Genomic DNA, 22742 nt, shown 5'->3' with positions numbered 1-22742 from the left:
CCTGAAAATCGGAAAACGCCACCCTTTAAATTGGCCTGATTGGGCGTTTTCGGGGCGAAGATTCGCTCTCAGGAAAGTCTTCGGGGCCGCAGCCGGACCTTTTTCGGCGCAGGTATAGCCGCTCCCGTAGGCAAACCGTACTTTAGCACTTCCGCCACCGCAACTTATTGCCTCATGAGCATCACCATTGGCAGCTTAGCCGAGCTGCAACAGCACGAGGGCCAGGACCTCGGTATCACGCCCTGGCACGTCATCACGCAGGAGCAAATCAACCAGTTCGCCGCCGCCACCCTGGATTTCCAGTGGATCCACACCGACCCCGAGCGCGCCGCCGCCGAGTCACCGTTCGGGGGCACCATTGCCCACGGCTACCTCACGCTGTCGTTGCTGCCCTACTTCTGGAACCAGCTGGTGCAGGTGGAAAACCTGAAGATGCAGGTGAACTACGAAATCAGTGAGTTCCGCTTCAACCAGGCCGTGCTGGTGAACACGCCTGTGCGCCTGCACGCCAAGCTGCTGGCCGTGAAAGATTTGCGCGGCATCGCCAAAGCCAACATCGGCGTGACGATGGAAATCGAAGGCAATAAAAAGCCTGCCTACACCGGCGTCATTACGTTCCTGTACCACTTTTTGTAAGCAACAACAACACACCTGTCATCCTGAGCGCAGCGAAGGACCTTATTACGTCTGCACGACAATCGTTTCAACGACTCGTTCCAGCGTGGTAAGGTCCTTCGCTGCGCTCAGGATGACCGGCGTTTTGCTGCCCCGATAAAATTTCCGCGTACTGATAAAGTATCTTCCGGCGCTCCACGTCTGTGTCAGCAGAATGGAATCCATAGCTCTACCACTCGACGCTGCACGCATGACGGCCGGCCACCAGGACCTGCAGATACAGGAAGCCGTGCGCACCCAGCGGAAGCGTCTGCTGGCGTTTATCCGCCGCCGCATTCCCAACGAGGACGAGGCCGAAGACGTGCTGCAGGACGTGTTTGCCGAGCTCGTGGAAAGCTACCGGCTGATGAAGCCCGTGGAGCAGGCCGCCGCCTGGCTGTTCCGTGTGGCCCGCAACAAAATCACCGACCTCTACCGCCGCAAAAAGCCCGTTTCACTGGAAAACGAAATGGCTGCCTTTGCCGCCGACGGCGACGAAAATTCGTTGCTGCTGGCCGATATTCTGCCGGCCGTAGACGACGCGCCCGAGAACCGACTGCTGCGCGAAACCCTCATGGAAGCCCTCAGCGACGCGCTGGCCGAGCTGCCCGCCGCCCAGCGCCAGGTGTTTATCTGGCACGAGCTGGAAGACAAAACCTTCCGCGAAATGGAGAAAGAAACCGGCGTCCCGCTCAAAACCCTGATTTCGCGCAAGCACTACGCCGTGCAGCACCTGCGCAAACGCCTCCGCACGCTCTACACCGAGCTGTTTACGGATTAGATGAACCAAGCAGAACGTCATGCAGAGCGGAGCGAAGCATCTCGCCTGAGTAGTAATCAATAGTATGCACGCGAGAGGCTCCGTTGCGCTCTGCATCACGTTCTTTTAACACCCAATTACCATGAACCGCTCCTTTCGCCTGTTACACGGCCTAAAAATACTGCTCCTGATTACACTGTTCCTGGCCGTGGCCGGCTACGTAACCATGCGCCTCTGGAACTGGCTGCTGCCTGACCTTTTCAATCTGCCCCTCATCAGCATCTGGCAGGCGCTGGGGCTGCTGGTGCTTTCGCGCATCCTGTTCGGGGGCTGGGGCGGCCGCGGCCACCGCGCCGACTGGGCCCGCAAGCGCCGCCAGTGGAAGCAGAAGATGGAAACCCGTCTGGAATGCCTCACGCCCGAGGAAAAGGAGAAGTTCCGCCAGAAAATGGAAGGCGCCTGCACCGGCCCCGCCTGGATGCGCCGCCGTAGTCCGGAAGTGGAATAGGTAGTTTTGGGTACGTAGCAAAACAGCATCGGCACCTGAGGAATCGGGTGCCGCTGTTTTATTGCGGAATAGCGCCTTGCCGCCAGTCTGACAGTGTGACGTGGTTGTTCCAATGAAAGCAACCTGTCTGAAAGCAAATCTGCTGCTCCAACCAATAAATACCATCTACCCCTTCATACATTCCACTCAACGACAAGACTTGGCCAGATGTAGTAGTGCGGAACTCATTGTGGCCTATCAGGCTGAATGCTGTTTCAATATCTATGGATACGTGTACTTGTGGCGGGCCTACGACTTGGCTCGAACCAAGCGTGTCTTGGTGCTTTAAAAATACTTCGGACGTTACTCCGAAAAGAACCAGATAACACTCGCCAACTACTATATCTATAAGGTCACAATCCTTCCCGTAGTTCTGAATCTTCGCCCAGTCGAAATGCAATGCCAATTCATTAACACTACGACTTGTTTTCTCGATGGATGAATCGTGAAAACTGATTCGGCCCAAATCATTAGTTATAGTGTGCATCTTATTTCCTTACTGGATTCCTAAAAAAAGCGCGGCGACTGATGTATCAGCCGCCGCGCTTCGTTTCCGCTGAAGCCAGCAGATACTACTAGAAATTCCGCTCGCCTACTTCGCGCTTGCCAAGCATTACAGCGCCGACCATGGCAACCAGGAACAACACGGAGGCCAGCTCGAAGGGCAGTAGGTAGTCGGTGTAGAGCTTCATGCCTAACTGGTCCACCATGCCTATCTGCGAGTTGAACGCCGTGCCAGCGGGTACGCCGATGGGCGTTACGTCTTTCAGGGCGGCCACGAGGATGAGCAGGAGGGAGCCGCCCGCTACGGCCGCGGCAATCTTGGCCAGGGCTGGCTTGTGCGGCTCGGTGTCTACGTTCAGGTTCAGGAACATAATCACGAACAGGAACAGCACCATGATGGCACCAGCGTACACGATGATGTTCACGGCCGCCAGAAACTGCGCGTTCAGCAGCAGGTAGTGCCCTGACAGCGAGAAGAACGTCAGAATCAGGAACAGTACGCTGTGCACCGGGTTTTTGGCAAATACCACACCCAGCGCGCTCAGCAGCGCCACGAAAGTCAGAAAGAGGAAGATGGGAGACATGGAGTGAGTTGTCAGTAGTTGGTTGTCAGTTGTTAATTTGAAAGGCGGTAGTCAGTTATGCAGCGCAAAAGCCCTGAAAACTGACAACCAGCAACTAACAACTAGGCCAAGCGGGTGCGCAGCGTGGTTGCCTGGTCGGCCGTGAGCTGGATGCCGCGCACGGAACGCTCGTCCGGCGACACGGGCTCCACTAGGCGGTCCTTGCCGTAGATGAACTCGTCCCGCTCGTAGCGCGGTGGGGCCATCTTGTCGGGCTGGAGGTAGATGGCGGCTTTGGGGCAGGCTTCCTCGCAGAGGCCGCAGAAGATGCACCGCAGCATGTTGATTTCATAGCTAATGGCGTACTTCTCCTCGCGGTAGAGGCCTTCCTCGCCCTTTTTCCGCTCGCCGGCCACCATCGTAATGGCTTCGGCCGGGCAGGCTACGGCGCACAGGCCGCAGGCCGTGCACCGCTCCCGGCCCTGCTCATCGCGCTTGAGCACGTGCAGGCCGCGGAACGTGTTGGAGAAGGGCCGCACTTCCTCGGGGTAGCGCACGGTGGCCTTCTTCATGAAGAAGTGGCGCATCGTGATGCTCAGGCCCTGGAAGATGGCCGGCAGGTACGCCCGCTCAGCCAGCGTCATCGGCTTCTTTTCTAGCTTCTTGGCTCGGTTGGTGAGTTGCATATAATCAGTTACGAAAACTGTCGGAATGATGGGCCGTCATGCAGAGCGCAGCGAAGCATCTCGCATGCGCCGTTAGCTGGTAGCACAACGTCAGCACGCGAGATGCTTCGCTGCGCTCTGCATGACAGACGCGGGCAGTTTAAAGATACTTAAATCACGCCGGCCAAGATGAGACCACCGGTGAGGACGATGTTGAAAATGGCCAGCGGGATGAGGATGGTCCAGCCCAGGCGCATCAGCTGGTCGTAGCGGAAGCGCGGCAGGGTCCAGCGGATCCACATGAAGAAGAAGATGAAGGCGAAAATCTTCAGGAACAGGCCCACGGTGCCCAGTAGCGTAATCAGGTTCTGGGCCGAAGCCAGCTCCCAGCCCTGGTTGCTCACGAACCAGTCGCGCAGCTCGTACTGGAAGGGGAAGTTGAAGCCGCCGAAGTACAGCACGCTCATCACGGCCGACACCACGAAGATGTTCACGTACTCCGAAAATAGGTACAGACCCAGCTTCATCGACGAATACTCGGTGTGGTAGCCGCCCACCAGCTCGGTTTCGCACTCGGGAAGGTCGAAGGGCGTGCGGTTGGTTTCGGCGAAGGCGCATACCAAGAAGATGATGAAGCCCAGCGGCTGTTTCACGATGTTCCAGACGTGCCACTCGCCGGCTACCGACTGCTGCAGCGTGATGTCGCGCAGACTCAGGGTACCCGAAATCATGAGCACAGCAATCAGAGCCATGCCCATGGCCAGCTCATAGCTGATGTTCTGCGAAGCCGCGCGGATGGCACCCAGCAGCGAGAACTTGTTGTTGGAAGCCCAGCCGCCAATCATCACGCCGTACACGCCCAGCGACACGACGCCGAACACCCACAGCATGCCGATGTTCACCTCAATGCCTTGCAGGAAAAACAGGTTGTTGCCGAAGTTCATGATGTTGCCGAACGGAATTACCGCCGATGACATCAGTGCCGTAATCATGGCCAGGCAGGGGCCGAACACGAACAGCGCCTTGTTGGCACCGCCGGGGAAGAATTCTTCCTTCGTGAACATCTTCACGGCATCGGCCAGCGGCTGCGCCAAGCCGTAGGGTCCGGCGCGGTCGGGTCCCACACGGTCCTGCAGAAATGCGGCAATTACGCGTTCCGCGTAGGTGCAATACGTTGCAATCAGCAGCGAAAGCGCGAATACGATGAAGATGACAATGGATTGCCAGCCTAGTGCGGGTAGTTCAATCATATTATTTTGAGCTGTTAGCCTTGAGGACGTCTGTCATGCTTCATCTGTCGTTCGCTTGCCGAAGCATCTCTACCGCAATAGTAACTGATTACTTTGGCGGTAGAGATGCTTCGGCAAGCTCAGCATGACGTGCTGGGGTTAGTTGCCTAATTTCAGCGGTGGGTTCTGCTGCAGGTCGCGCTGGGTGCTTTCGGGCAGGTCGGCTACTACGGATTGGTTGAGGACCGGCAGTTCGTAGTGGTTGGCCGAAATGACCGAAGAACGGTCGATGTGGGCCGGGCCTTCGATGGTCCAGTCGGCGGTTTCCTTCTTCTCGAAGCGGCACTCGTTGCAGATCCACTCCTTCACCTCGCCGTACTGGTCCTTGCGGGCCGTGGTGCGTAGCACGTCGTTGCCTTTGTACCAGAGCACCACGTTGCCGGAGCACTTGGGGCAGTCGCGGTGGGCATTCACGGGCTTGGTGAACCACACGCGCGACTTAAAGCGGAACGTCTTGTCGGTGAGGGCGCCTACCGGGCACACGTCGATGACGTTGCCGGAGAAGTCGTTGTCGATGATATTCTCAATGTAAGTGCCGATTTCAGCAGCATCACCGCGGCCCAGTACGCCGTGAATCCGGTCGCCCTTGGCAATCTGGTCGGCGGTGTACACGCAGCGGTAGCACAGGATGCAGCGGGTCATGTGCAGCTGAATCAGCGGGCCGATGTCGATTTTCTCGAAGGTGCGGCGCTCTTCCTGGTAGCGGGTGGTGCTCACGCCGTGCTCGAAGGCGAAATTCTGCAAATCACACTCCCCAGCCTGGTCGCACACGGGGCAATCCAGGGGGTGGTTGATGAGCAGCATCTCCACAATACCCTTGCGGACGTCCAGCACCTGCGGGTTGGTGGTGTTTTCCACCACCATACCATCCTGCACCGGCGTTACGCACGAGGCCACCAGCTTGGGCATGGGGCGCGGGTCTTTGGCTGAGCCGGCCGCCACGCGAACGAGGCAGGCGCGGCACTTACCGCCCGAGCCTTTCAGTGGGGTGTAGTAGCACATGGCCGGGGGCACGATGCTGCCGCCAATCTGGCGGGCCGCATTCAGGATGGTGGTTCCGTCCGGAACTTCCACCTCGATGCCGTCGAAAGTTATTTTAGCCATTATCGAAAATCGTCTGTCATGCAGAGCGGAGCGAAGCATCTCGCGTGCTGACGTTGTGGTACTATTGATTACTACACGAGCGAGATGCTTCGGCTGCGCCTCTGCATGACGTTCTGTTATTACACCAGTACACCGCTTGGCCGGTACACCGCGCCGGGTTGGGCGGCTTCCTTGGCGTGGGTCACATGCCACTCAAACTCGTGGCGGAAGTGGCGCACGGCGGCGGCTACGGGCCAGGCGGCGGCTTCACCGAGGGGGCAGATGGTGTTGCCCTCGATTTGCTTCGCCACGCTCACCAGCAGGTCGATGTCCTCCATGTGGCCGTGGCCGTGCTCCAAGCGGTGCAGCACCTTCTCCATCCAGCCCGTTCCCTCGCGGCAGGGCGAGCATTGCCCGCACGACTCGTGGTGGTAGAAGCGGCTGAAATTCCAGGTGTTGCGCACGATGCAGGTCGTCTCGTCCATGGCAATGAAGCCACCGGAGCCCAACATAGTCCCCGTCACGAAGCCCCCGTCGCTGAGCGACTCGTAGGTCATCAGACGGTTTTCGCCGGCGGCGGTTTTTAGGATCAGCTCTTTGGGCAGAATTGGAACGGACGAACCGCCAGCTACTACCGCCTTCAGCTCCCGGCCTTTCCAGATGCCGCCGCAATACTCATCGGAGTAGATAAATTCCTCGACGGGCAGACCCAGTTCAATTTCGTAGATGCCGGGCTTGTTGAGGTGGCCACAAGCCGAGAATAGCTTGGTACCCGTACTCCGGCCGACACCGATTTTAGCGTATTCATCACCGCCGTCATTCACAATCACCGGCACGGCGGCAATGGATTCTACGTTGTTAACCACCGTGGGGCGGGCGTAGAGGCCCTGTACAGCCGGGAATGGGGGCTTGTTGCGCGGGTTGCCGCGTTTGCCTTCCAACGATTCCAGCAGGGCGGTTTCCTCGCCGCAGATGTAAGCGCCACCACCGGGATGCACAAACAGGTCCAGGTCGTAGCCCGAGCCCAGGATGTTCTTGCCCAGGAAACCGGCCGCGTAGGCCTCGGCAATGGCCTTTTCCAGGATGCGCAGCACGTACAACAACTCGCCGCGGATGTAGATGTACGAGGTGTTGGCGCCCAGCGCGTACGAGCTCGTAATCATGCCCTCGATGAGCAGATGGGGCAGCTTCGACATCAGCTGGCGGTCCTTGAAGGTGCCCGGCTCCGATTCGTCGGCGTTGCAGACGAGGTAGCGCGGCACGCCCTCCGGCTTGGCTAGGAAGCTCCACTTCATGCCCGTGGGGAAGCCCGCGCCGCCGCGGCCCCGTAGGCCCGACTTCTTCACTTCTTCCACCACCTCGTCGGGCGTCATCGTTTTGATGGCCTTTTCCACCGAGCGGTAACCGCCGTGTTTGCGGTATACCTCAAAGGTTTCGATGCCTTCAACGTTAATATGTTCGGTCAGCAGTTTGCGTCCCATAGGTTCAGAGCTGAAAGACGTTAGTTGTTGGCCACTGCGTTCGGGAGGCCGGTTTCTTCCCAGGGCAGCGCCGGGCGGTGCACCTGGTTGCGCAACTCCGAGAGCATGGCATCCACCGATTCCTGGGTGTCCAGTTGCTCGTAGTACTTCTCACGCACCTGTACCACAGGCGCAAAGCCGCAGGCAGCCAAGCACTCTACTTCCTTCAGCGTGAACAGGCCATCTTCGGAAGCCGGACCGCCTACTTTAGCGCCGGTGATGCGCTCCAAGTGTTGCGTCAGCTCGTCGGAGCCGCGCAGCATGCAGGGGCCGGTGCGGCAGATTTCCAGCACGTGCTTACCTACCGGCTTGAGGTTGAACATGGTGTAGAACGACGACACCTCGTATACCTCAATCGGGGCCACGCCCAGCACTTCGGCCACCAGATCCTGCACTTCGGGGCTTACCCAGCCGCCAAATTCGGCCTGGGCAATGTGCAGTACCGGCAGCATGGCCGATTTGCGGCGCTCCTCCGGGTATTGCTTGCAGATGCGCGCAATTTCAGCCTTCGCGGCTTCGGAGAATTGCGGCTTGGTAGCAGTCGATTCCATATCAGTTGTATTCAGCAAAAAACTACGCGTCGAGCTCCCCGGCAATTACGTTCATCGATGACAGCGTCACGATGGCGTCGGAGAGGGTCTGGCCCACCACCATTTCGGTATAGGCCTGGTAGTAGATGAAGCAGGGCCGGCGGAAGTGCAGGCGGTAGGGCGTGCGGCCCCCATCGGAAACCAGGTAGAAACCCAACTCGCCGTTGCCGCCTTCTACCGAGTGGTAGACCTCGCCCACGGGGGCATCAATCTCGCCCATCACAATCTTGAAGTGATAGATGAGGGCCTCCATGTTCTGGTATACGGCCTGCTTGGGCGGCAGGTAGAAGTGGGGGGCGTCGGCGTGGTAGGGGCCTTCAGGCAGGTTTTCCAGGGCCTGCGTGATGATGCGCAGGCTCTGCCAGATTTCCTCGTTGCGCACCATGAACCGGTCGTAGGTGTCGCCCTTGGTGCCTACCGGAATTTCGAACTCGAAGTCTTGGTAGCTGGAGTAAGGGTTCATCACCCGAACGTCGTAATCGACGCCGGCGGCGCGCAGGTTGGGGCCGGTGAAGCCGTAGTTGAGGGCGCGCTCGGCCGAGATGCCGCCCACGTCTACCACCCGGTCCATGAAGATGCGGTTACGATTAAACATCTTCTCGAACTCCGCCATCACGGCCGGGAAGGTTTTCAGCCAGGCCCGCAGCTTGGCAATAGCTACGTCGGAAAGGTCGCGCTCCATGCCACCTACGCGGCCCATGTTAGTGGTCAGGCGGGCGCCGCACAGTTCCTCGTAAATCTCGTACACCTTTTCCCGCTCATCCATCAGGTAGAGGAAGCCGGTGAAAGCGCCCGTGTCCACGCCCAGAATGCCGTTGCAGATCAGGTGGTCGGTGATGCGGGCCAGCTCCATCAGAATTACCCGGATGTACTGGGCGCGCTTAGGCACCTCCACGCCGAGCAGCTTCTCCACCGTCATGTGCCACCCAAAGTTGTTGATGGGCGACGAACAGTAGTTCATCCGGTCGGTGAGGGTGGTAATCTGGTAGAAGGGCCGGCGTTCGGCAATCTTCTCGAAGGCCCGGTGGATGTAGCCGATGGTGGGCACGCCGGAAATGATCCGCTCCCCGTCCATCTGCAGAATATTCTGGAAGATGCCGTGGGTAGCGGGGTGCGTGGGGCCCAGGTTCAGCGTGGTGAGCTCCTGGTTGAAGTCGTTGACGGTCGGGGCCAGCGGATTCAGGTTGGGCTGCTGCTCCCGGGCCGACTCGATGATTTTATGGGTGCCTTCCAGCGTGTCGTTTACTGCCATGTTACTACTGTCATCCTGAGCGCAGCGAAGGACCTTATCACGTCCGCGCCGCTGGGGTTTCTAACTCTGGCGAAGGCACCCGTGATAAGGTGCTTCCTTCGTCAGCATGACAACTTGTTATCGTCCGAAGAACAGGTCGGTTTTGTCTTCGCGGGTGCCGTCTTCCAGGGCGTACTCCTTGCGCATCGGGTGGTAGTCCATGTCCTCCACGTTGAGGATGCGCATGAGGTTGGGGTGGCCGGGGAAGATGATGCCGTAGAAGTCGAAGGCCTCGCGCTCCATCCAGTTGGCGGCGGAGTAGAGGTCGGTCAGCGTTGGGGCAACCGGGTCGGCAATCGGGAAGAAGATCTTCAGGCGCAGCCGGATGTTTTGCGTCAGGCTATGCAGGTGGTACACAATACCCAGCTCCTGATCCTTCTTCTCGGGCCAGTGCATGCCGCACATGGTAGTCAGGAAGTTGAGCTGCAACTCCTCATCCTTCTGCAGGCCTTCGATGATGCCGTGAATCTGCTCCCGGGTGGTGGTAGCCGTCAGCAGGCCGTAGGGCTCCTCCACGTCGGTGAAGGCGTCGGCCCCGAACAGGCGGTGCAGCAGCGCCAGCAGCTGCGCGTTTTTCTGCGCGGCCGGGTCCTGGGCGGCAGCCTGTTCCTGAGCCGGGGTGGATTCGTTCTGGTCAGCCATTTTTTGAGCTATTAGCTGTTGGCTACAAGCTGTCAGCTGCAAGCTACAAGCGTCTAATAAAGGCTTGGAGCTTGTAGCTGACAGCTTGTAGCTTACTTGATATTGTAAGACGCCAGCAGGGCCTGATACTCGGGCGAGTTGCGGCGGCGGAAGGATTCGTTTTTGGCCAGGTCCTGGATGCGCATCAGGCCGTCGAGCACCTGCTCGGGGCGGGGTGGGCAGCCGGGCACGTACACGTCTACCGGAATGATCCGGTCGATGCCCTGGAGCACGGAGTAGGTGTCGAAAATGCCGCCCGAGGAGGCGCAGGCACCCATGGCCAGCACCCAGCGGGGCTCGGCCATCTGCTCGTACACCTGCTTCACGATGGGCGCCATCTTCTTGGCAATGGTGCCCATCACCATCAGCAGATCGGCCTGCCGGGGCGAGAAGCTGGGGCGCTCCGAGCCGAAGCGGGAAATATCGTAGCGGGAGCCCATGGTGGCCATGAACTCGATGCCGCAGCAGGAGGTGGCGAAGGGCAAGGGCCAGAGCGAGTTGGCGCGGGCAATGCCCACCACTTTCTCCAGCGAGGTAGCGAAGAAACCGGCGCCTTCTAGGCCGTCGGGCGCGTCTACCGTTTTGATTTCAGGAACTCGAGTATCCATGGGAGCAAGTCAGGTTAACAGAAGCAGCTACGCTTCAGAAAGGCAACATCCGGCCGGGGCCAAAGGTTGCCGTTGCGCCGTCTTAACGGGCTTCGTTCCAGCGCAGAACACCTTTTTTAATCACGTAGGCGAAGCCGGCCATCAGCAACGCCAAGAACACCAGCATCTGGTAGAAGCCGGTGGTGCCCAGCTGGCGGAAGTTCACGGCCCAAGGGTACATGAAGATAACTTCCACGTCGAAAAGCACGAACAGAATGGCCGTGAGGAAGTATTTCACCGAAATCGGGGTGCGGGCGTTACCCACCGACTCGATGCCGCACTCGAAGGCTTCGTCCTTCACCACGCTCTTGCGACGTGGGCCCAGTAGGTGGGACGTAATCATGGCGAAGGCCACAAAGGCCACGGCCAGCACAAACTGCACCACGATGGGCAGGAAATCCTGGGGCTGATATTGGGTCGGAACGGCGAGAAGCATAGGCTGCGACAAATAAACGCCGCGTAGAAACGGCATGGGAGGCAAAGGTAGGGCCTAGCCGGTTGGGAACAAAGGTGAAATAGGAGGGTAGGGGAAAGGGGTATATTTGGCCTGTCGGCTGCTTCCGCGCACCGAACTAGTCGTAATGGACTGGTTGTAGCAGAATTGGGCGCGGCTGCAATCCGCTCTGCCGGATTGCGAGTTATACGGTAAAGCTGTTAGTGGCTGTAAGCAGCCACTTCGTTGTAATTGTCAGTTGCGTGTTTTTGTGCTGATTACTAGTATTCCTGATTTCTGTCTGCAATACCACAAACCCCTTGACTTGCTGCGTCTGGAGTGGGTTTCCAACGACAATACTGGGACGATGCAAGCCAGCTCGGCGCAACTGCTGCTGCTAGCCCGGCAGCTTGGTGTGCGAGTGCTGCTATTGGACATAAATACCGTGCCCGACATTACTATTGAAGACGAGATATGGCTGGGTAAGCACTGGATGCCCGGTATCGTGCAGTTACCGCTGCAGCACCTGATTCTAACCATCGATGTGGAGCGCGTGCACAACCAACTGGTGGTAGACGCACTGCACGATTTGGTCCAGCCCGACATTCGCTTTGAGTCGCACTACTTTCCGCACCCCGATGCTGCGTTGGAATGGCTGGCTGATGGTACTGAGTACCTACCGACTCTGCAGGCCGAATGGCAAAGCCGGTGAATAACAAAAAGGCCGCCCCGGAATTCCGGAGCGGCCTTTTATTTCTCAGAAAACGAGCAGCGGCCTACAGGCCCTTGTCCCGATTCAGATCCTCAGCTGGAGCCGAGCCTAGGAATGGGTAGCGGTAATCCGTGACGGGCACGAAGGTTTCCTTGATGGCGCGCGGCGACACCCAACGGAGCAGGTTCAGCATAGAGCCGGCCTTATCGTTGGTGCCGGAGGCGCGGGCGCCGCCGAAGGGCTGCTGGCCAACTACCGCGCCGGTCGGCTTGTCGTTGATGTAGAAGTTGCCGGCCGCGTGCACCAGCTTCTTCGAGGCATGGTCGATGGCGTAGCGGTCCTGCGAGAAGATGGCGCCGGTGAGGGCATAGGGCGAAGTCGTATCCACCAGTTCCAGCACCTCGTCGAACTTGTCGGCGTCGTAGATGTGCACGGTGAGCACGGGGCCGAACAGCTCCTCGCACATGGTCACGTACTTCGGGTCCTTGGTCACGATGACGGTGGGCTCGATGAAGTAGCCTTTCGACTTGTCGTAGCCGCCGCCGGCCACGATTTCGGCGTTCGGATCAGCCTTGGCGCCATCGATGTACTTGGCCAGCTTATCGAAGGATTTCTCGTCGATAACGGCGTTGATGAAGTTCGAGAAGTCCTCCACGTCGCCCATCTTGAACGAGGCCAGATCTTCCTTCACGTAGCCCAGGATTTCGTCGGCCAGGTTGGAGGGCAGGTACACCCGCGAAGCCGCCGAGCATTTCTGGCCTTGGTACTCAAACGCGCCCCGGCTCATGCCCACGGCCACGGCCTTGGCGTGCGCCGAGGGGTGGGCCAAGATGAAGTCCTTGCCACCGGTTTCACCCACGATGCGCGGGTAGCTCTTGTAAGAGGCAATGTTCTGGCCGATAGTCTTCCAGATGTTCTGGAACACGCCGGTGGAGCCGGTGAAGTGGATGCCGGCAAAGTCGCGGTGCTTGAATATAACGTCGCCGGCGGTGGGGCCGTCCACGTACACCAAGTTGATGACGCCGTCTGGCACGCCGGCTTCTTTGAACAGCTCCATCAGCACCTGGGCCGAGTAGATCTGCGTGTTGGAAGGCTTCCACACCACTACGTTGCCCATCATGGCTACCGAGGCGGGCAGGTTGGCGGCAATGGAGGTGAAGTTGAAGGGCGTGAGGGCAAACACGAAGCCTTCCAGCGGGCGGTGCTCTAGGCGGTTCCACATACCAGGCAGGCTCTCGGGCTGCTGCTGGTAGATCTGCTGCATGAAATGCACATTGAACCGGAAAAAGTCGATCAGCTCGCAGGCCGCGTCGATTTCGGCCTGGAAGGCGTTCTTGCTCTGGCCCAGCATGGTGGCCGCGTTGATGCGCGCCCGGTAGGGGCCGGCAAGCAGGTCGGCGGCCTTCAGGAAGATGGCGGCGCGGTGCTCCCAGGGCATTTCGGCCCACAGCGGGCGGGCGGCCAACGCCGCGTCAATGGCCTGCGCTACGTGCGAGGCGTCGCCTTCGTGGAACTGGCCCAGCACGTGCTGGTGGTCGTGGGGCGGGGTAATATCTTTCTTGTTGCCGGTGCGGATTTCCTGGCCGCCGATGTGCATCGGAATGTCGCGCTTCTGCTGCTTTAGCTCCCGCAGGGTCTTGAGCAGCTCCACCCGCTCAGGCGAGTTGGGGGCGTAGCCCTTTACGGGCTCGTTTATCGGGGTCGGGACGTTGAAAAAGCCGTTGGCCATAGTAGGGGGCTGGTTTAGGTTGTGGGGAGAAGCAAAGGTAGGATACCTGATCTTACAGCTTCTCATTACGCGTTGCGTCCAATCAAAATGTAGACAGAATAGGCGTTGAATATCCGCTGCCAATAATCATATATCCGTTTACTTGCCAGCATTTTGGCAATAGACTTGGAGTAAAAATTTTATGAACCGTTATAAACGCCTCGGCTCAGCCTTCTTAGATCATTGCATAATGTGTTGCTTCTGTATACCAGTACTACTCGTTGCGGAAGGATCAGACTTTGAGCTATGGGATTGGGGATTCGCCTGGCTTTTATATGCAAACAAGGACTTTTTTCAGGGAAGAAGTGCTGCCAAAAGGATATTAGGCTTAGCTACAATAAGCAGGAAAACCAAGCTGGCCGCTAATCCTTTACAATGTTTCGTAAGGAATAGTACCCTCCTGATTTGGCCAGTCGAGGTTATCATGTTATGGATAGATTCGAGCAGAAGGATCGGTGATTATATTGCTCATACAGAATGCGTAAGTATATCCCATAAGAACTGAACTACTATGAGGAAAGGGCAGGGTTCAGAATTCCAACGCTTACAGCCGTCTTAGTAGCGCCCGCGCCTGCAACTCTAGGTCAGCCACAGAGCCGGTGTTGTGGACAGTGAAGTCGAAATGGGGGTAGTCGTCGAGGGCGGTTTCGCTGAGGTGCTGGTCGTCGCGCGTGCCGTCGCCGCGCTGGCGGAGCGGGTCGCCTTCTACGCGCACCATTAGGCCGCCCTGGCTGCGGATAAGGTCGGCCTCGTTGGGGAAACGCACGTCGGGAATCAGCGTGAACTGTTCCGGGGGGAGTTGGAAAAAGAATGCCTGCACCCAAATATCCGGCTCCCATTGGCGGAGGGCCAAGCCAATCTGCTGCAGCATTTCGCCACGGGTGCGCCCGAAGGCCGGAAGCAGCTCCGTTTTGCCCTGCTGCGAAAAATAGGGCGCCTGTTCTTCCCCGGCCAGCGCCGCACAAACTGCCTTAATTGGCTCCCCTACAGAACGGATATTCCACTGCCGAGCCGGCTGCAGCTGTTGTAGCAAGCGCGCCACCGTGTCTTTGCCGCTACCCCGTTTTCCCGAAAAGCCAATCAGTCGTATCATCGACTGCAAAGGTAGAAAGACTGTTTTGCTGTGTAGTGCCTATAAAATGTGCTTCAACTCGCTCAAGCAGCTTATTTCGTAGGTGGTCTGGGCGAAGTGGCGGCGCTTTTCGGGATTGAAGTACACTTGGTCGAGGCCGGCATTGTAGGCGCCTAGCACGTCGCACTCCAGATTGTCGCCAATCATAATGCTTTCCGGGGCAGTGGCGCCGGTGCGCTCCAACGCGTGCTGGTAGATGCGGCTATCGGGCTTGAGGTGTCCGCAACACTCTGACGTTACGATTTCCTGAAAGTAATCCGTCAGGTTGGAAGAGTTGAGCTTGATGTATTGGATGTCGCGGAAGCCGTTGGTAATCAGGTGCAGCTTATAGCCTTTGGCCCGGAGGTAATCCAGCACCTCGTAGGTGTAGGGGAATACGGCCGTTTTCTGGGGCAGAATGTCGGTGAACTGCCTGGAAATATCAGCCGGTACTTCCTCTTCGGGCACACCCAACTTGGCTAATGTCCGCACAAAGCGCACGGAGCGCAGCTGGGTCTGCGTGATTTTGCCGCCCTGGTATAAGCGCCACAGCGCGTGGTTGATATCGGAATAGACCCGGATAAATTCTTCTACCGTGAAGGTGCCGTAGCGACCCAGGTCATGCAGTTCAAACAGGTGACGTAGGGTTTCGTCGGCGTTGGTTTCGAAGTCCCAGAGCGTGTGGTCGAGGTCGAAGAAAATGTGCTGGTACTTCACTGATTATAGTGATGAGGTAAATGATGACAGGTGGAGCAGAAGCTCTTACTCAAGTAGCAGTCTTTTAACAACCCGGCCTTCGCCTAAGTGTTCGTGCACGATATCAGCAGCATCTTTGGGCCGTACGTCGCCATATACTGTTCCTTCGGGATGAATGACGAGGGCTGCGCCGGGGCCTTTCTTGCAGTGCTTACAAAGGTCGAGGCAGTTGCAGGTTTGCACGCGCACTTTATGCCGCTCGCCGCCCGTAAGCAGCTTTTTCAGGCCCTGTTTCTTTAGCTCGATTTTCAGAGCCCGGGCCACATCCCGGCCCACTTCATCTTTTTGAGCAGTACAAACAAACAGGCGGATAACGGAAGCGGCTGATTTCACGGAAGCAGAAAGCAATAGGCAGAAAAGAACCGCTACGCATGAATATTAGTTATTCGGCAATGCCGGTCCAGCGGCGGTTTTGCAGCTTATACGCGGCCAGCTCGCGGTTCGACCAGAGCGTCTGGTAAATCTTCTGGTCGTGCTGCAGCTGGGCGTCGCGCTCCATATAGCTCAGCAGTTGCTGCACGAAGTCCTGCGCTTCCTCCTTGATGAAGTAGAACACCCAGTTGTCGAGGCGTCGGTAGTTCACCAGGCTTGCATTTTTGAGGTACGCTAATTGCCGGGACGTTTTGGTCTGGGTGAAGTCGAGCACCTGTTCCAGGTCGGAAATGCACATTTCCTGGTTGCGCCAGAGCAGATGCAGGATGCGCACCCGGCTTTCATCGCCGAAAGCTTTGAAGAGTTGCTGGCCAAATGCAACGCTGAAGTGTTTGAGGCGCATCTTTAGACGAAGTAGGGGCGGAGCGGACCATAGCGGCCCGGCGCGAATTTACTTCAAACCCGGCAGCGACCCCCAAAAGTGCCGTATACTTGTAGTCTGTAATTCCCTGTATGTCTGTAGTAGTTCGATTTCCCTCTTTGCTGGCGGCTTTCGCGCTGATGTTGCTGGCCTCCTGCTGGCTGGCGCCCACGGCGGCGCGGGCGCAGGGCCAGCAGCGTGTGGTGCAGTTCACGGGCATCGTGGCCACCGGCGACTCGCTGCTGGGCGTGCCCGGTGCCACCGTGTTTGTGCCCAAAGCCGGCCGCGGCACCGCCACCAACGCCTACGGTTACTTCTCTATTCCGGTAGTAGCCGGCGACAGTATCGTAATCCGAAGCCTTGGCTACCGCAACCAGTACGTGGTAATTCCGGCCGACTACCCGCGCCAGAGCTACTCCGTAATTGTGCAGCTGCGCGAAGACGTGACGGTGCTGCCCGAGGTGCGGGTGTTCCCATATGCCACCGAAAAAGCCTTCAAAGAAGCCTTCCTGGCTCTGCGCCTACCCAAAGAAAAAGGCTCCAGTGCCGCCGACAACCTCAACCAGGATATTCTGCGGCGCATCTTCAACAATGCGCCCGTTACGAGTATGGGCAATTACCGCCAGACCCTGCAGGCTCAGCAACTCGACCAGCAGCGCCGTATGGGCATGGGCCCTTCGCCGTACACCAACAACCCGCTGCTCAACCCCTTCAGCTGGCTGCAGCTGATTAAGCAGGTGAAAGACGGCGAGTTCAAGAAAAAAGAGGGCGTAGACTACTAGCCCGCAGTGTGCTGCCGCTAGTTGACGGAAGAAAATATAGAAGCCCCTTGCTGACATACAGTAAGGGGCTTCCTGTTGATACGCAGCCGTATACAGAGCAGATACGCTGCGGCACAACCTCCGGCCTCGTTTCGTGGTACAGGAAGTGTTTTATCTTCCCTGACCCGAAATGGATACCAATATTCCAGTTACCTCGCAGCCGCGCATTGTTATTGTCGGGTGCGGTTTTGGTGGGCTGCGTCTGGCCAAGGACCTAGCCGACGCACCCGTGCAGGTAGTCATCATCGACCGGAACAACTACCACAACTTTCAGCCGCTGCTTTACCAAGTGGCTACCGGCGCGCTGGAAGCCGACAGCATTGCCTACCCAATTCGCAAGATTTTCGCCGGCCAGGAAAACCTGTTCTACCGCATGGCCGACGTGCAGCGCGTGGATACAGCCCACAACACTCTCGAAACCAACATCGGCAGCATCCGCTACGACCACCTAGTGCTGGCTACCGGCTCACTCACCAACTTTTTCGGCATTGAGAGCATCGAGAAAAACGCCATGCAGATTAAGAGCGTGCCCAATGCGCTGAACCTGCGCAGCTACCTGTTCCAGAACTTCGAAACCGCCATTCTCACCGAAGACCCCGCCGAGCGGCAGGCCCTGCTGAACGTGGTGATTGTTGGCGGCGGGCCTACCGGCGTAGAAATTGCAGGTTCCCTGGCCGAGATGCGCAACGACGTGCTGCCCAAAGACTACCCCGAGCTGGACTTGCAGCAAATGCAGATATTCATTGTGGAGGCCGACGGCGAAGTGCTGGGGCCGATGTCGAAGGAAGCGCAGGTGAAGTCCCGGGCCTACCTCGAAGACCTGGGCGTGCAGCTGCGGCTCAGCCGAAAAGTGCAGCGCTACGAGGAGGGCAAAGCCTATATTTCAGACACCGAGTTTATCCCGACGCGCTGCCTGATTTGGGCGGCCGGCGTCAACGGCTCGGCGCTGGAAGGGCTGGCACCGGAAGTCGTGACCCGCAACCGGCGCATCAGCGTGAATCATTGGAATCGGGTAGAGGGCCGGAAAAACGTGTACGCCATCGGGGACGTGGCCAATATGGTGAGCGACGATATGCCGCGCGGCTACCCGATGCTGGCGCCTGTGGCCATTCAGCAGGCCGAGCAGTTGGCCCGCAACTTCAAGCGCCTGCTCCGCGGTGACGCCCCCCTGGATTTCAAGTACACCAACAAAGGCTCCATGGCTATTGTAGGGCGCAACCGGGCCGTCGTGGACCTGCCTGGCAACCATACGTTCGGCGGCTTTTTCGGGTGGCTGACCTGGCTGTTTGTGCACCTGATGACGCTAGTGGGCTTCCGCAACAAAGCCGTGACGCTCATCAGCTGGGCCATCAGCTACTTCAGCACCGATAAGGCCCTGCGTCTCATCATCCGCCCTTACAAACGCTCCGATTTCAAGGACGACAAAGGCAAGGCCCGCGCCGAGCATAACGCCCAGACGCCGCAGTACACGCCCTCAGTGCCCACACCCAGCGCCCCGGTAGTAGGAGGGTAGTATAGGGTATGGGGCTATTCCTTTGTCAGCACCCCCAGCAACTCCCGGACCTGGGCTGTGAGGCGGGCAGGTTCGTCGGTATCGAGCAGGCGCGCATCGAGGCCGACGCAGGTAGCACCGGCCGCTTTCCACTCCGCTAGGCTCTCTATAGTGGGCTGGATGCCGCCCGTAACCATCAGCGGTACCTGTGGCAGTGGGCCACGCAGGATGCTAAGATAGGTGGGCGTGAGGTAGGCTGAGGGAAACAGTTTAACTAATGTCGCGCCCAGGCGGTGGGCCTCATACACCTCGTTCAGGGTCTGGGCGCCAGGCAACCAAGCCAAATCGAGGCTGCGGCAGATGGCGGCCACGTCGGGACTAGTGACGGGTTGGATGATAAAGTCGGCGCCGGCCTCGATGAAGCGGCCAGCTTCTTCGGCCGTGAAGATGGTGCCTGCGCCTAGCAGCAAATCCGGAAAATCGGACTCTACGAAACGCTGCAGCCGCGCAAAAATGCTGTGCGCCTCCGAGCCGCGGTTGGTAAACTCAAACAGCCGAACCCCGGCCGCGTGGCAGGCCGCCAGCACCCGGCGGGCGTAGTCTTCCTGGGCATGATAAAATACCGGAATCAGCGGATGCTGCCGGGCCTGCTTGAGGGCGTGGGCGGAAGAAAAGCGGGGCATAAGAGAGCGTTAGAAAACTGTCATCCTGAGCTTGCGAAGGACCTTGTTACGGCAGAACGGCGCGTTGGTACGTAAATCGTTTACGCGTAATAAGGTCCTTCGCAAGCTCAGGATGACAGTTTGCTCACCACCCCGCCCGCTCAGACGGCAAATTCGCCGAGGGCGCGGTAGACGTCATACACGTTTTTGTCGCCGCGGAAGGTTTTGCTGATGGGTTCGGTTTGGCCGCGCACCCAGATTTTCAGTTCCGCGTCGAGGTCAAAGTGGCCGGTGGTTTCCATCGAAAACCGCTCGATGCTACGGTACGGGATGCTCAGGTACTCACGCTTTTTGCCCGTCACTCCTTGCTTATCTACCATGATGAGGCGCTTGGTCGTGAACACCATCAGGTCGCGGATGACGGCATAGGCGTTGCGCACGGTTTCGCCGGGAGAGAGCAGCTGGCTCAGTTCCAGCTGAATGTCTTGCGCATCAGTTTCGGAAGCGTTGCCCAGCAGGCCGTCGAGAAGTCCCATAGTGGTGGAGGTTAAAGTGAATCGTTGAGAAGGCGGCGCAGGGTCCTTACGCCGTTTTGGTGCCCCACAAGATAGAAATAAGTGGAGCCAGACGGCTTATACAGCGAGTCACCCACTTGCAGGGAGTCGTAATAAAGCCAGCTGCCGGGGAAGTAGATATCTTCTTCCACATAGCGCAAGTATATCCTTCGATATCCATGATCCTGCTTGTCTATATACTTCTGATAAATAACAGCTGCAATGCTGCGTGTTTTAAGTTTCCTGGCGTTTTCAATTTGTGCGCATCTATTTGACCAAAGAAATAGCGCTCCAATAAAAAGGCCAAAAAGCAGTGCAAAAGGCGCAAATCTATTGAGCAACTCCACATCCGACGCCTCATCCTCGTTGCTTAGCCAAGCCATTACGGAGTAATATAAAACAGAAAAGAGCCAGACGATAACGCCCGGCTCTTCTCTGTCATTAGGTTCGGAAACAACAACTTTAGTTGGTGCCGCCAGTGCTGCTGCCAGCTGGCTTCTGCTCCATCTTCTGCATCGAGGTTTGCTGCTGCATCGGGTTGGGCTGAGGGCGGTGCTGGTACTCAAACAGCTCGAAGCGCGACGGCGCCGCTTTCTGGGGCCAAGCGTTGTTGCTCTGGTCGATGTCGGCGGTTTCCTGCAAGGGGTCCAGCACGAAGCTTACTACGGGCTTTTCGGTGATGAATACCTTGGTTACCTCCGCGTTGTTTTTGCGCCAGATTTCGGCCGGAATCGTCATCTTTTCCTGCTTGCCATCTTCGTACGTCATCTGCACGATAACGGGCATGGTCAGGCCACCTACGTTCTTCAGTCCCACTTCGTAGAAGTTCAGGCCACTGTTCAGGCGCTTCTGCTGCTCCGGCGAGAGGCCTTTTACCAGCTGCTGATAACGCTGCTTGTCGGCGTCGGTGGTGGCCAGCGGGTCGTAGTTGTTATAGAAGTCTTTCAACTCGGGCTTCTCATCTACGAGGGTGCGCTTGATGTCCTGCAGGTTGCGCTGCTGCGACAGAGTCTGCGGTGCCTGATTAATTAACTCCCGCTTGCGGGCGTTTTCAATTTCGGGGTTTTTAGAGTCCACCGAGTACCACTTCACGCCCGTAATGGCCAGGTCGGAGGCATCGGTGGTGTAGAACCAGCCGCGCCAGAACCAGTCGAGGTCGGTGCCGGAGGCGTCTTCCATCGTGCGGAAGAAGTCGGCTGGTGTGGGGTGCTTGTAGGCCCAGCGGCGCGCATATTCCTTGAAAGCGTAGTCGAACAGCTCACGGCCCAGAATCGTCTCGCGCAGAATGTTGAGGCCGGTAGCCGGCTTGGCGTAGGCGTTCGGCCCAAACTGCAGCACCGACTCCGAGTTGGTCATGATGGGCGTCTGCAGGTTTTTGCCGGTGCGCATGTAGTCCACAATGTTCTTCGGCTCGCCACGGCGCGATGGGTAGTCACGCTCCCATTCCTGCTCGGTGAGGTACTGCGTGAACGTGTTCAGGCCTTCATCCATCCAGCTCCACTGCCGCTCATCGGAATTGATAATCATCGGGAAGAAGTTGTGGCCTACTTCGTGAATAATCACCGAAATCATTCCGTATTTCCGGTCAGCAGAGTACGTGCCATCCTTCTCGGGGCGGCCGCCATTGAAGCACAGCATTGGGTACTCCATGCCGCCTACCGGGCCGTGCACCGAAATAGCCACCGGATACTCGTAGTCGATGGTATACTTGGAGTAGGTTTTGATGGTATGCGCAACTACTTCCGTCGAGTACTTGCCCCACAGGGGGTTGCCCTCTTTGGGGTAGTAGCTCATGCACATCACCGGCTTGCCCTTCTGCTGAATGCCCATAGCATCCCAGATGAACTTGCGCGAACTGGCCCAAGCAAAGTCGCGCACGTCTTTGGCAGCGTAGGTCCAGGTCTTGGTGCCTTTGGCGCGGCTGGTTTCGGCCTTTTCGGCTTCCTGCTGGCTCACGATGAGCACCGGCGTTTTGGCGTTTTTGGCTTTTTCGAGGCGCTGGCGCTGGGCGTTGGTCAGCACGTCGTTGGGGTTTTGCAGCACGCCGGTCGAGCCCACCACGTGGTCGGCGGGAACGGTAATGCTTACGCGGTAGTCGCCGAAGGGCAGGGCAAATTCGCCGTTGCCGAGGAACTGCTTGTGCTGCCAGCCCTGATTGTCAGAGTACACGGCCATGCGCGGGTAGAACTGCGCAATTTCGTAGAGGTAGTTTTTGTCCTCCGGGAAATACTCGTAGCCACTGCGCTGGTTGATTTTGAGCTGGTCGTTGATATTGTAGCTCCACGTAATGCTGAACGTGACAGCCTGCTTGGGCCGTAGTGGCGTAGGCAAATCCACACGCATCATGGTGTGGTTGATGACGTAGGGTAGGGCCTTGCCGCCTTTCAGCTTTACTTCCCCAATCTTGAAACCGCCTTCAAACTCGCTGCGCTGCAGATAATCCAGGGTCTGGAACGGCATCCGGTCCTGAATCTGGCCCACCTGTGTAGCCGTCGTGATGGAGTTTTTGTCGAGGATATTTTGGTCGAGCTGCACCCACAGGTAGGTCAGCACGTCGGGCGAGAGGTTGGTGTAGGTAATGTCCTCGGAGCCGGTAATGGCCTGTTTCTCATCGTCCAGCTTCACCCGGATGTTGTAGTCGGCGCGCTGCTGCCAGTAGTCGGAGCCAGGGGCGCCGGAGGCGGTGCGGTAGGAGTTGGGCGTGGGCAGTAGCGTTTCGAGCTGCGCGAACTTGTCGGTGCCCGAATTGGTGGTTTGAGCCAGCGCCGGCGACGCCAGCAGCAAGGCAAGGCCCGCCACCGGCAGGAAAGGTTTAAGCATAATAGTCAAGCGCAGAAAAGGCAGAA

At 58.0% G+C, this 22742-nt stretch carries 25 protein-coding genes; 6 read left to right on the top strand and 19 right to left on the bottom strand.

All coding sequences use genetic code 11. The annotated features are described in order from the left end of the window. Nucleotides 1-174 precede the first annotated feature (174 nt). The 3 genes from H4317_RS16470 to H4317_RS16460 all read left to right on the top strand — a co-directional run bounded on the left by H4317_RS16470 (nucleotide 175) and on the right by H4317_RS16460 (nucleotide 1922). Nucleotides 175-636 carry a MaoC family dehydratase gene (locus H4317_RS16470; RefSeq protein ID WP_185887656.1) on the top strand — a complete coding sequence of 154 codons (462 nt, stop codon included), beginning with the start codon at nucleotides 175-177 and terminating at the stop codon, nucleotides 634-636. Nucleotides 637-829: 193 nt separating this feature from the next. Further along, nucleotides 830-1435 carry an RNA polymerase sigma factor gene (locus H4317_RS16465; RefSeq protein ID WP_260625709.1) on the top strand — a complete coding sequence of 202 codons (606 nt, stop codon included), beginning with the start codon at nucleotides 830-832 and terminating at the stop codon, nucleotides 1433-1435. Between the two features lie 121 nt (nucleotides 1436-1556). Further along, nucleotides 1557-1922, top strand: coding sequence for a hypothetical protein (locus H4317_RS16460; RefSeq protein WP_185887655.1), 366 nt, complete (start codon nucleotides 1557-1559; stop codon nucleotides 1920-1922). Between the two features lie 614 nt (nucleotides 1923-2536). Here H4317_RS16460 and H4317_RS16455 read toward each other — a convergent pair. The 10 genes from H4317_RS16455 to H4317_RS16410 all read right to left on the bottom strand — a co-directional run bounded on the left by H4317_RS16455 (nucleotide 2537) and on the right by H4317_RS16410 (nucleotide 11230). After that, a complete protein-coding gene (locus tag H4317_RS16455) occupies nucleotides 2537-3049 on the bottom strand; it encodes an NADH-quinone oxidoreductase subunit J family protein (protein WP_185887654.1) in 513 nt (170 codons plus the stop codon). Nucleotides 3050-3150: 101 nt separating this feature from the next. Beyond that, a complete protein-coding gene (locus H4317_RS16450) occupies nucleotides 3151-3714 on the bottom strand; it encodes a NuoI/complex I 23 kDa subunit family protein (RefSeq protein ID WP_185887653.1) in 564 nt (187 codons plus the stop codon). Between the two features lie 149 nt (nucleotides 3715-3863). Next, nucleotides 3864-4943 carry an NADH-quinone oxidoreductase subunit NuoH gene (nuoH, locus tag H4317_RS16445; protein WP_185887652.1) on the bottom strand — a complete coding sequence of 360 codons (1080 nt, stop codon included), beginning with the start codon at nucleotides 4941-4943 and terminating at the stop codon, nucleotides 3864-3866. A gap of 138 nt (nucleotides 4944-5081) precedes the next feature. Beyond that, nucleotides 5082-6086: an NADH-quinone oxidoreductase subunit G gene (locus tag H4317_RS16440; RefSeq protein ID WP_185887651.1), complete on the bottom strand. Its 1005-nt coding sequence runs from the start codon at nucleotides 6084-6086 to the stop codon at nucleotides 5082-5084. A gap of 119 nt (nucleotides 6087-6205) precedes the next feature. Continuing rightward, nucleotides 6206-7546 (bottom strand): NADH-quinone oxidoreductase subunit NuoF, encoded by a 1341-nt coding sequence (gene nuoF, locus H4317_RS16435; RefSeq protein ID WP_185887650.1) that lies wholly within the window; start codon nucleotides 7544-7546, stop codon nucleotides 6206-6208. Between the two features lie 20 nt (nucleotides 7547-7566). Then, a complete protein-coding gene (locus tag H4317_RS16430) occupies nucleotides 7567-8136 on the bottom strand; it encodes an NADH-quinone oxidoreductase subunit NuoE family protein (protein ID WP_185887649.1) in 570 nt (189 codons plus the stop codon). A gap of 22 nt (nucleotides 8137-8158) precedes the next feature. After that, nucleotides 8159-9427, bottom strand: coding sequence for an NADH-quinone oxidoreductase subunit D (locus tag H4317_RS16425; RefSeq protein ID WP_185887648.1), 1269 nt, complete (start codon nucleotides 9425-9427; stop codon nucleotides 8159-8161). Between the two features lie 117 nt (nucleotides 9428-9544). Beyond that, entirely contained in the window at nucleotides 9545-10108 is a 564-nt protein-coding gene (locus H4317_RS16420) for an NADH-quinone oxidoreductase subunit C (protein ID WP_185887647.1), read from the bottom strand. Nucleotides 10109-10200: 92 nt separating this feature from the next. Beyond that, a complete protein-coding gene (locus H4317_RS16415; RefSeq protein ID WP_044000931.1) occupies nucleotides 10201-10755 on the bottom strand; it encodes an NADH-quinone oxidoreductase subunit B in 555 nt (184 codons plus the stop codon). A gap of 82 nt (nucleotides 10756-10837) precedes the next feature. Then, on the bottom strand, nucleotides 10838-11230 hold the full coding sequence (locus H4317_RS16410; RefSeq protein WP_044014256.1) for an NADH-quinone oxidoreductase subunit A: 393 nt from the start codon (nucleotides 11228-11230) through the stop codon (nucleotides 10838-10840). Between the two features lie 268 nt (nucleotides 11231-11498). On the opposite strand from H4317_RS16410, the gene H4317_RS16405 reads away from it, so the two are divergent. Then, a complete protein-coding gene (locus tag H4317_RS16405) occupies nucleotides 11499-11939 on the top strand; it encodes a hypothetical protein (RefSeq protein ID WP_185887646.1) in 441 nt (146 codons plus the stop codon). A gap of 64 nt (nucleotides 11940-12003) precedes the next feature. Here H4317_RS16405 and pruA read toward each other — a convergent pair whose 3' ends face one another. From pruA to H4317_RS16380, 5 genes are all read right to left on the bottom strand, one after another. Beyond that, a complete protein-coding gene (pruA, locus tag H4317_RS16400) occupies nucleotides 12004-13668 on the bottom strand; it encodes an L-glutamate gamma-semialdehyde dehydrogenase (protein WP_185887645.1) in 1665 nt (554 codons plus the stop codon). Between the two features lie 583 nt (nucleotides 13669-14251). Then, nucleotides 14252-14800 carry a nucleoside/nucleotide kinase family protein gene (locus H4317_RS16395; RefSeq protein WP_185887644.1) on the bottom strand — a complete coding sequence of 183 codons (549 nt, stop codon included), beginning with the start codon at nucleotides 14798-14800 and terminating at the stop codon, nucleotides 14252-14254. 39 nt (nucleotides 14801-14839) lie between these two features. Further along, entirely contained in the window at nucleotides 14840-15535 is a 696-nt protein-coding gene (locus H4317_RS16390) for a YjjG family noncanonical pyrimidine nucleotidase (protein ID WP_185887643.1), read from the bottom strand. Nucleotides 15536-15580: 45 nt separating this feature from the next. Continuing rightward, complete coding sequence (locus H4317_RS16385) at nucleotides 15581-15922, bottom strand: (2Fe-2S) ferredoxin domain-containing protein (RefSeq protein WP_185887642.1); 342 nt, start codon at nucleotides 15920-15922, stop codon at nucleotides 15581-15583. Between the two features lie 34 nt (nucleotides 15923-15956). Next, nucleotides 15957-16349, bottom strand: coding sequence for an ArsR/SmtB family transcription factor (locus H4317_RS16380; RefSeq protein ID WP_185887641.1), 393 nt, complete (start codon nucleotides 16347-16349; stop codon nucleotides 15957-15959). A 110-nt stretch (nucleotides 16350-16459) separates the two neighbouring features. Here H4317_RS16380 and H4317_RS16375 point away from each other — a divergent pair, with 110 nt between their 5' ends. After that, complete coding sequence (locus H4317_RS16375) at nucleotides 16460-17149, top strand: carboxypeptidase-like regulatory domain-containing protein (RefSeq protein ID WP_185887640.1); 690 nt, start codon at nucleotides 16460-16462, stop codon at nucleotides 17147-17149. Nucleotides 17150-17318: 169 nt separating this feature from the next. Continuing rightward, the gene (locus H4317_RS16370; protein ID WP_185887639.1) at nucleotides 17319-18701 is read left to right on the top strand and encodes an NAD(P)/FAD-dependent oxidoreductase; all 1383 of its coding nucleotides are present in this window, start codon (nucleotides 17319-17321) and stop codon (nucleotides 18699-18701) included. A 14-nt stretch (nucleotides 18702-18715) separates the two neighbouring features. Here the strand turns inward: H4317_RS16370 and H4317_RS16365 are convergent, their stop codons facing one another. From H4317_RS16365 to H4317_RS16350, 4 genes are all read right to left on the bottom strand, one after another. Further along, complete coding sequence (locus tag H4317_RS16365; RefSeq protein ID WP_185887638.1) at nucleotides 18716-19363, bottom strand: beta/alpha barrel domain-containing protein; 648 nt, start codon at nucleotides 19361-19363, stop codon at nucleotides 18716-18718. A 140-nt stretch (nucleotides 19364-19503) separates the two neighbouring features. Continuing rightward, a complete protein-coding gene (locus H4317_RS16360) occupies nucleotides 19504-19878 on the bottom strand; it encodes a PH domain-containing protein (RefSeq protein ID WP_185887637.1) in 375 nt (124 codons plus the stop codon). Between the two features lie 11 nt (nucleotides 19879-19889). Continuing rightward, nucleotides 19890-20279, bottom strand: coding sequence for a hypothetical protein (locus tag H4317_RS16355; protein ID WP_185887636.1), 390 nt, complete (start codon nucleotides 20277-20279; stop codon nucleotides 19890-19892). Between the two features lie 79 nt (nucleotides 20280-20358). After that, nucleotides 20359-22716: a M1 family metallopeptidase gene (locus H4317_RS16350; RefSeq protein WP_185887635.1), complete on the bottom strand. Its 2358-nt coding sequence runs from the start codon at nucleotides 22714-22716 to the stop codon at nucleotides 20359-20361. Between the last annotated feature and the right edge of the window lie 26 nt (nucleotides 22717-22742).

It is taken from the genome of Hymenobacter sediminicola (genome assembly GCF_014250515.1).
Classification (GTDB): Bacteria; Bacteroidota; Bacteroidia; order Cytophagales; family Hymenobacteraceae; genus Hymenobacter; species Hymenobacter sediminicola.
This window is presented reverse-complemented; position numbering and strand designations above follow the sequence as displayed.

Coding starts and splice junctions, on each gene's coding strand:
- H4317_RS16355 (WP_185887636.1), bottom strand. CDS start 20,279: ATGGCTTGGCTAAGCAACGAGGATGAGGCGTCGGATGTGGAGTTGCTC.
- H4317_RS16370 (WP_185887639.1), top strand. CDS start 17,319: ATGGATACCAATATTCCAGTTACCTCGCAGCCGCGCATTGTTATTGTC.
- H4317_RS16350 (WP_185887635.1), bottom strand. CDS start 22,716: ATGCTTAAACCTTTCCTGCCGGTGGCGGGCCTTGCCTTGCTGCTGGCG.
- H4317_RS16395 (WP_185887644.1), bottom strand. CDS start 14,800: ATGATACGACTGATTGGCTTTTCGGGAAAACGGGGTAGCGGCAAAGAC.
- nuoH (WP_185887652.1), bottom strand. CDS start 4,943: ATGATTGAACTACCCGCACTAGGCTGGCAATCCATTGTCATCTTCATC.
- H4317_RS16415 (WP_044000931.1), bottom strand. CDS start 10,755: ATGGATACTCGAGTTCCTGAAATCAAAACGGTAGACGCGCCCGACGGC.
- H4317_RS16425 (WP_185887648.1), bottom strand. CDS start 9,427: ATGGCAGTAAACGACACGCTGGAAGGCACCCATAAAATCATCGAGTCG.
- H4317_RS16410 (WP_044014256.1), bottom strand. CDS start 11,230: ATGCTTCTCGCCGTTCCGACCCAATATCAGCCCCAGGATTTCCTGCCC.
- H4317_RS16360 (WP_185887637.1), bottom strand. CDS start 19,878: ATGGGACTTCTCGACGGCCTGCTGGGCAACGCTTCCGAAACTGATGCG.
- nuoF (WP_185887650.1), bottom strand. CDS start 7,546: ATGGGACGCAAACTGCTGACCGAACATATTAACGTTGAAGGCATCGAA.
- H4317_RS16440 (WP_185887651.1), bottom strand. CDS start 6,086: ATGGCTAAAATAACTTTCGACGGCATCGAGGTGGAAGTTCCGGACGGA.
- H4317_RS16460 (WP_185887655.1), top strand. CDS start 1,557: ATGAACCGCTCCTTTCGCCTGTTACACGGCCTAAAAATACTGCTCCTG.
- H4317_RS16380 (WP_185887641.1), bottom strand. CDS start 16,349: ATGCGCCTCAAACACTTCAGCGTTGCATTTGGCCAGCAACTCTTCAAA.
- H4317_RS16365 (WP_185887638.1), bottom strand. CDS start 19,363: ATGCCCCGCTTTTCTTCCGCCCACGCCCTCAAGCAGGCCCGGCAGCAT.
- H4317_RS16420 (WP_185887647.1), bottom strand. CDS start 10,108: ATGGCTGACCAGAACGAATCCACCCCGGCTCAGGAACAGGCTGCCGCC.
- H4317_RS16470 (WP_185887656.1), top strand. CDS start 175: ATGAGCATCACCATTGGCAGCTTAGCCGAGCTGCAACAGCACGAGGGC.
- H4317_RS16375 (WP_185887640.1), top strand. CDS start 16,460: ATGTCTGTAGTAGTTCGATTTCCCTCTTTGCTGGCGGCTTTCGCGCTG.
- pruA (WP_185887645.1), bottom strand. CDS start 13,668: ATGGCCAACGGCTTTTTCAACGTCCCGACCCCGATAAACGAGCCCGTA.
- H4317_RS16430 (WP_185887649.1), bottom strand. CDS start 8,136: ATGGAATCGACTGCTACCAAGCCGCAATTCTCCGAAGCCGCGAAGGCT.
- H4317_RS16455 (WP_185887654.1), bottom strand. CDS start 3,049: ATGTCTCCCATCTTCCTCTTTCTGACTTTCGTGGCGCTGCTGAGCGCG.
- H4317_RS16450 (WP_185887653.1), bottom strand. CDS start 3,714: ATGCAACTCACCAACCGAGCCAAGAAGCTAGAAAAGAAGCCGATGACG.
- H4317_RS16465 (WP_260625709.1), top strand. CDS start 830: ATGGAATCCATAGCTCTACCACTCGACGCTGCACGCATGACGGCCGGC.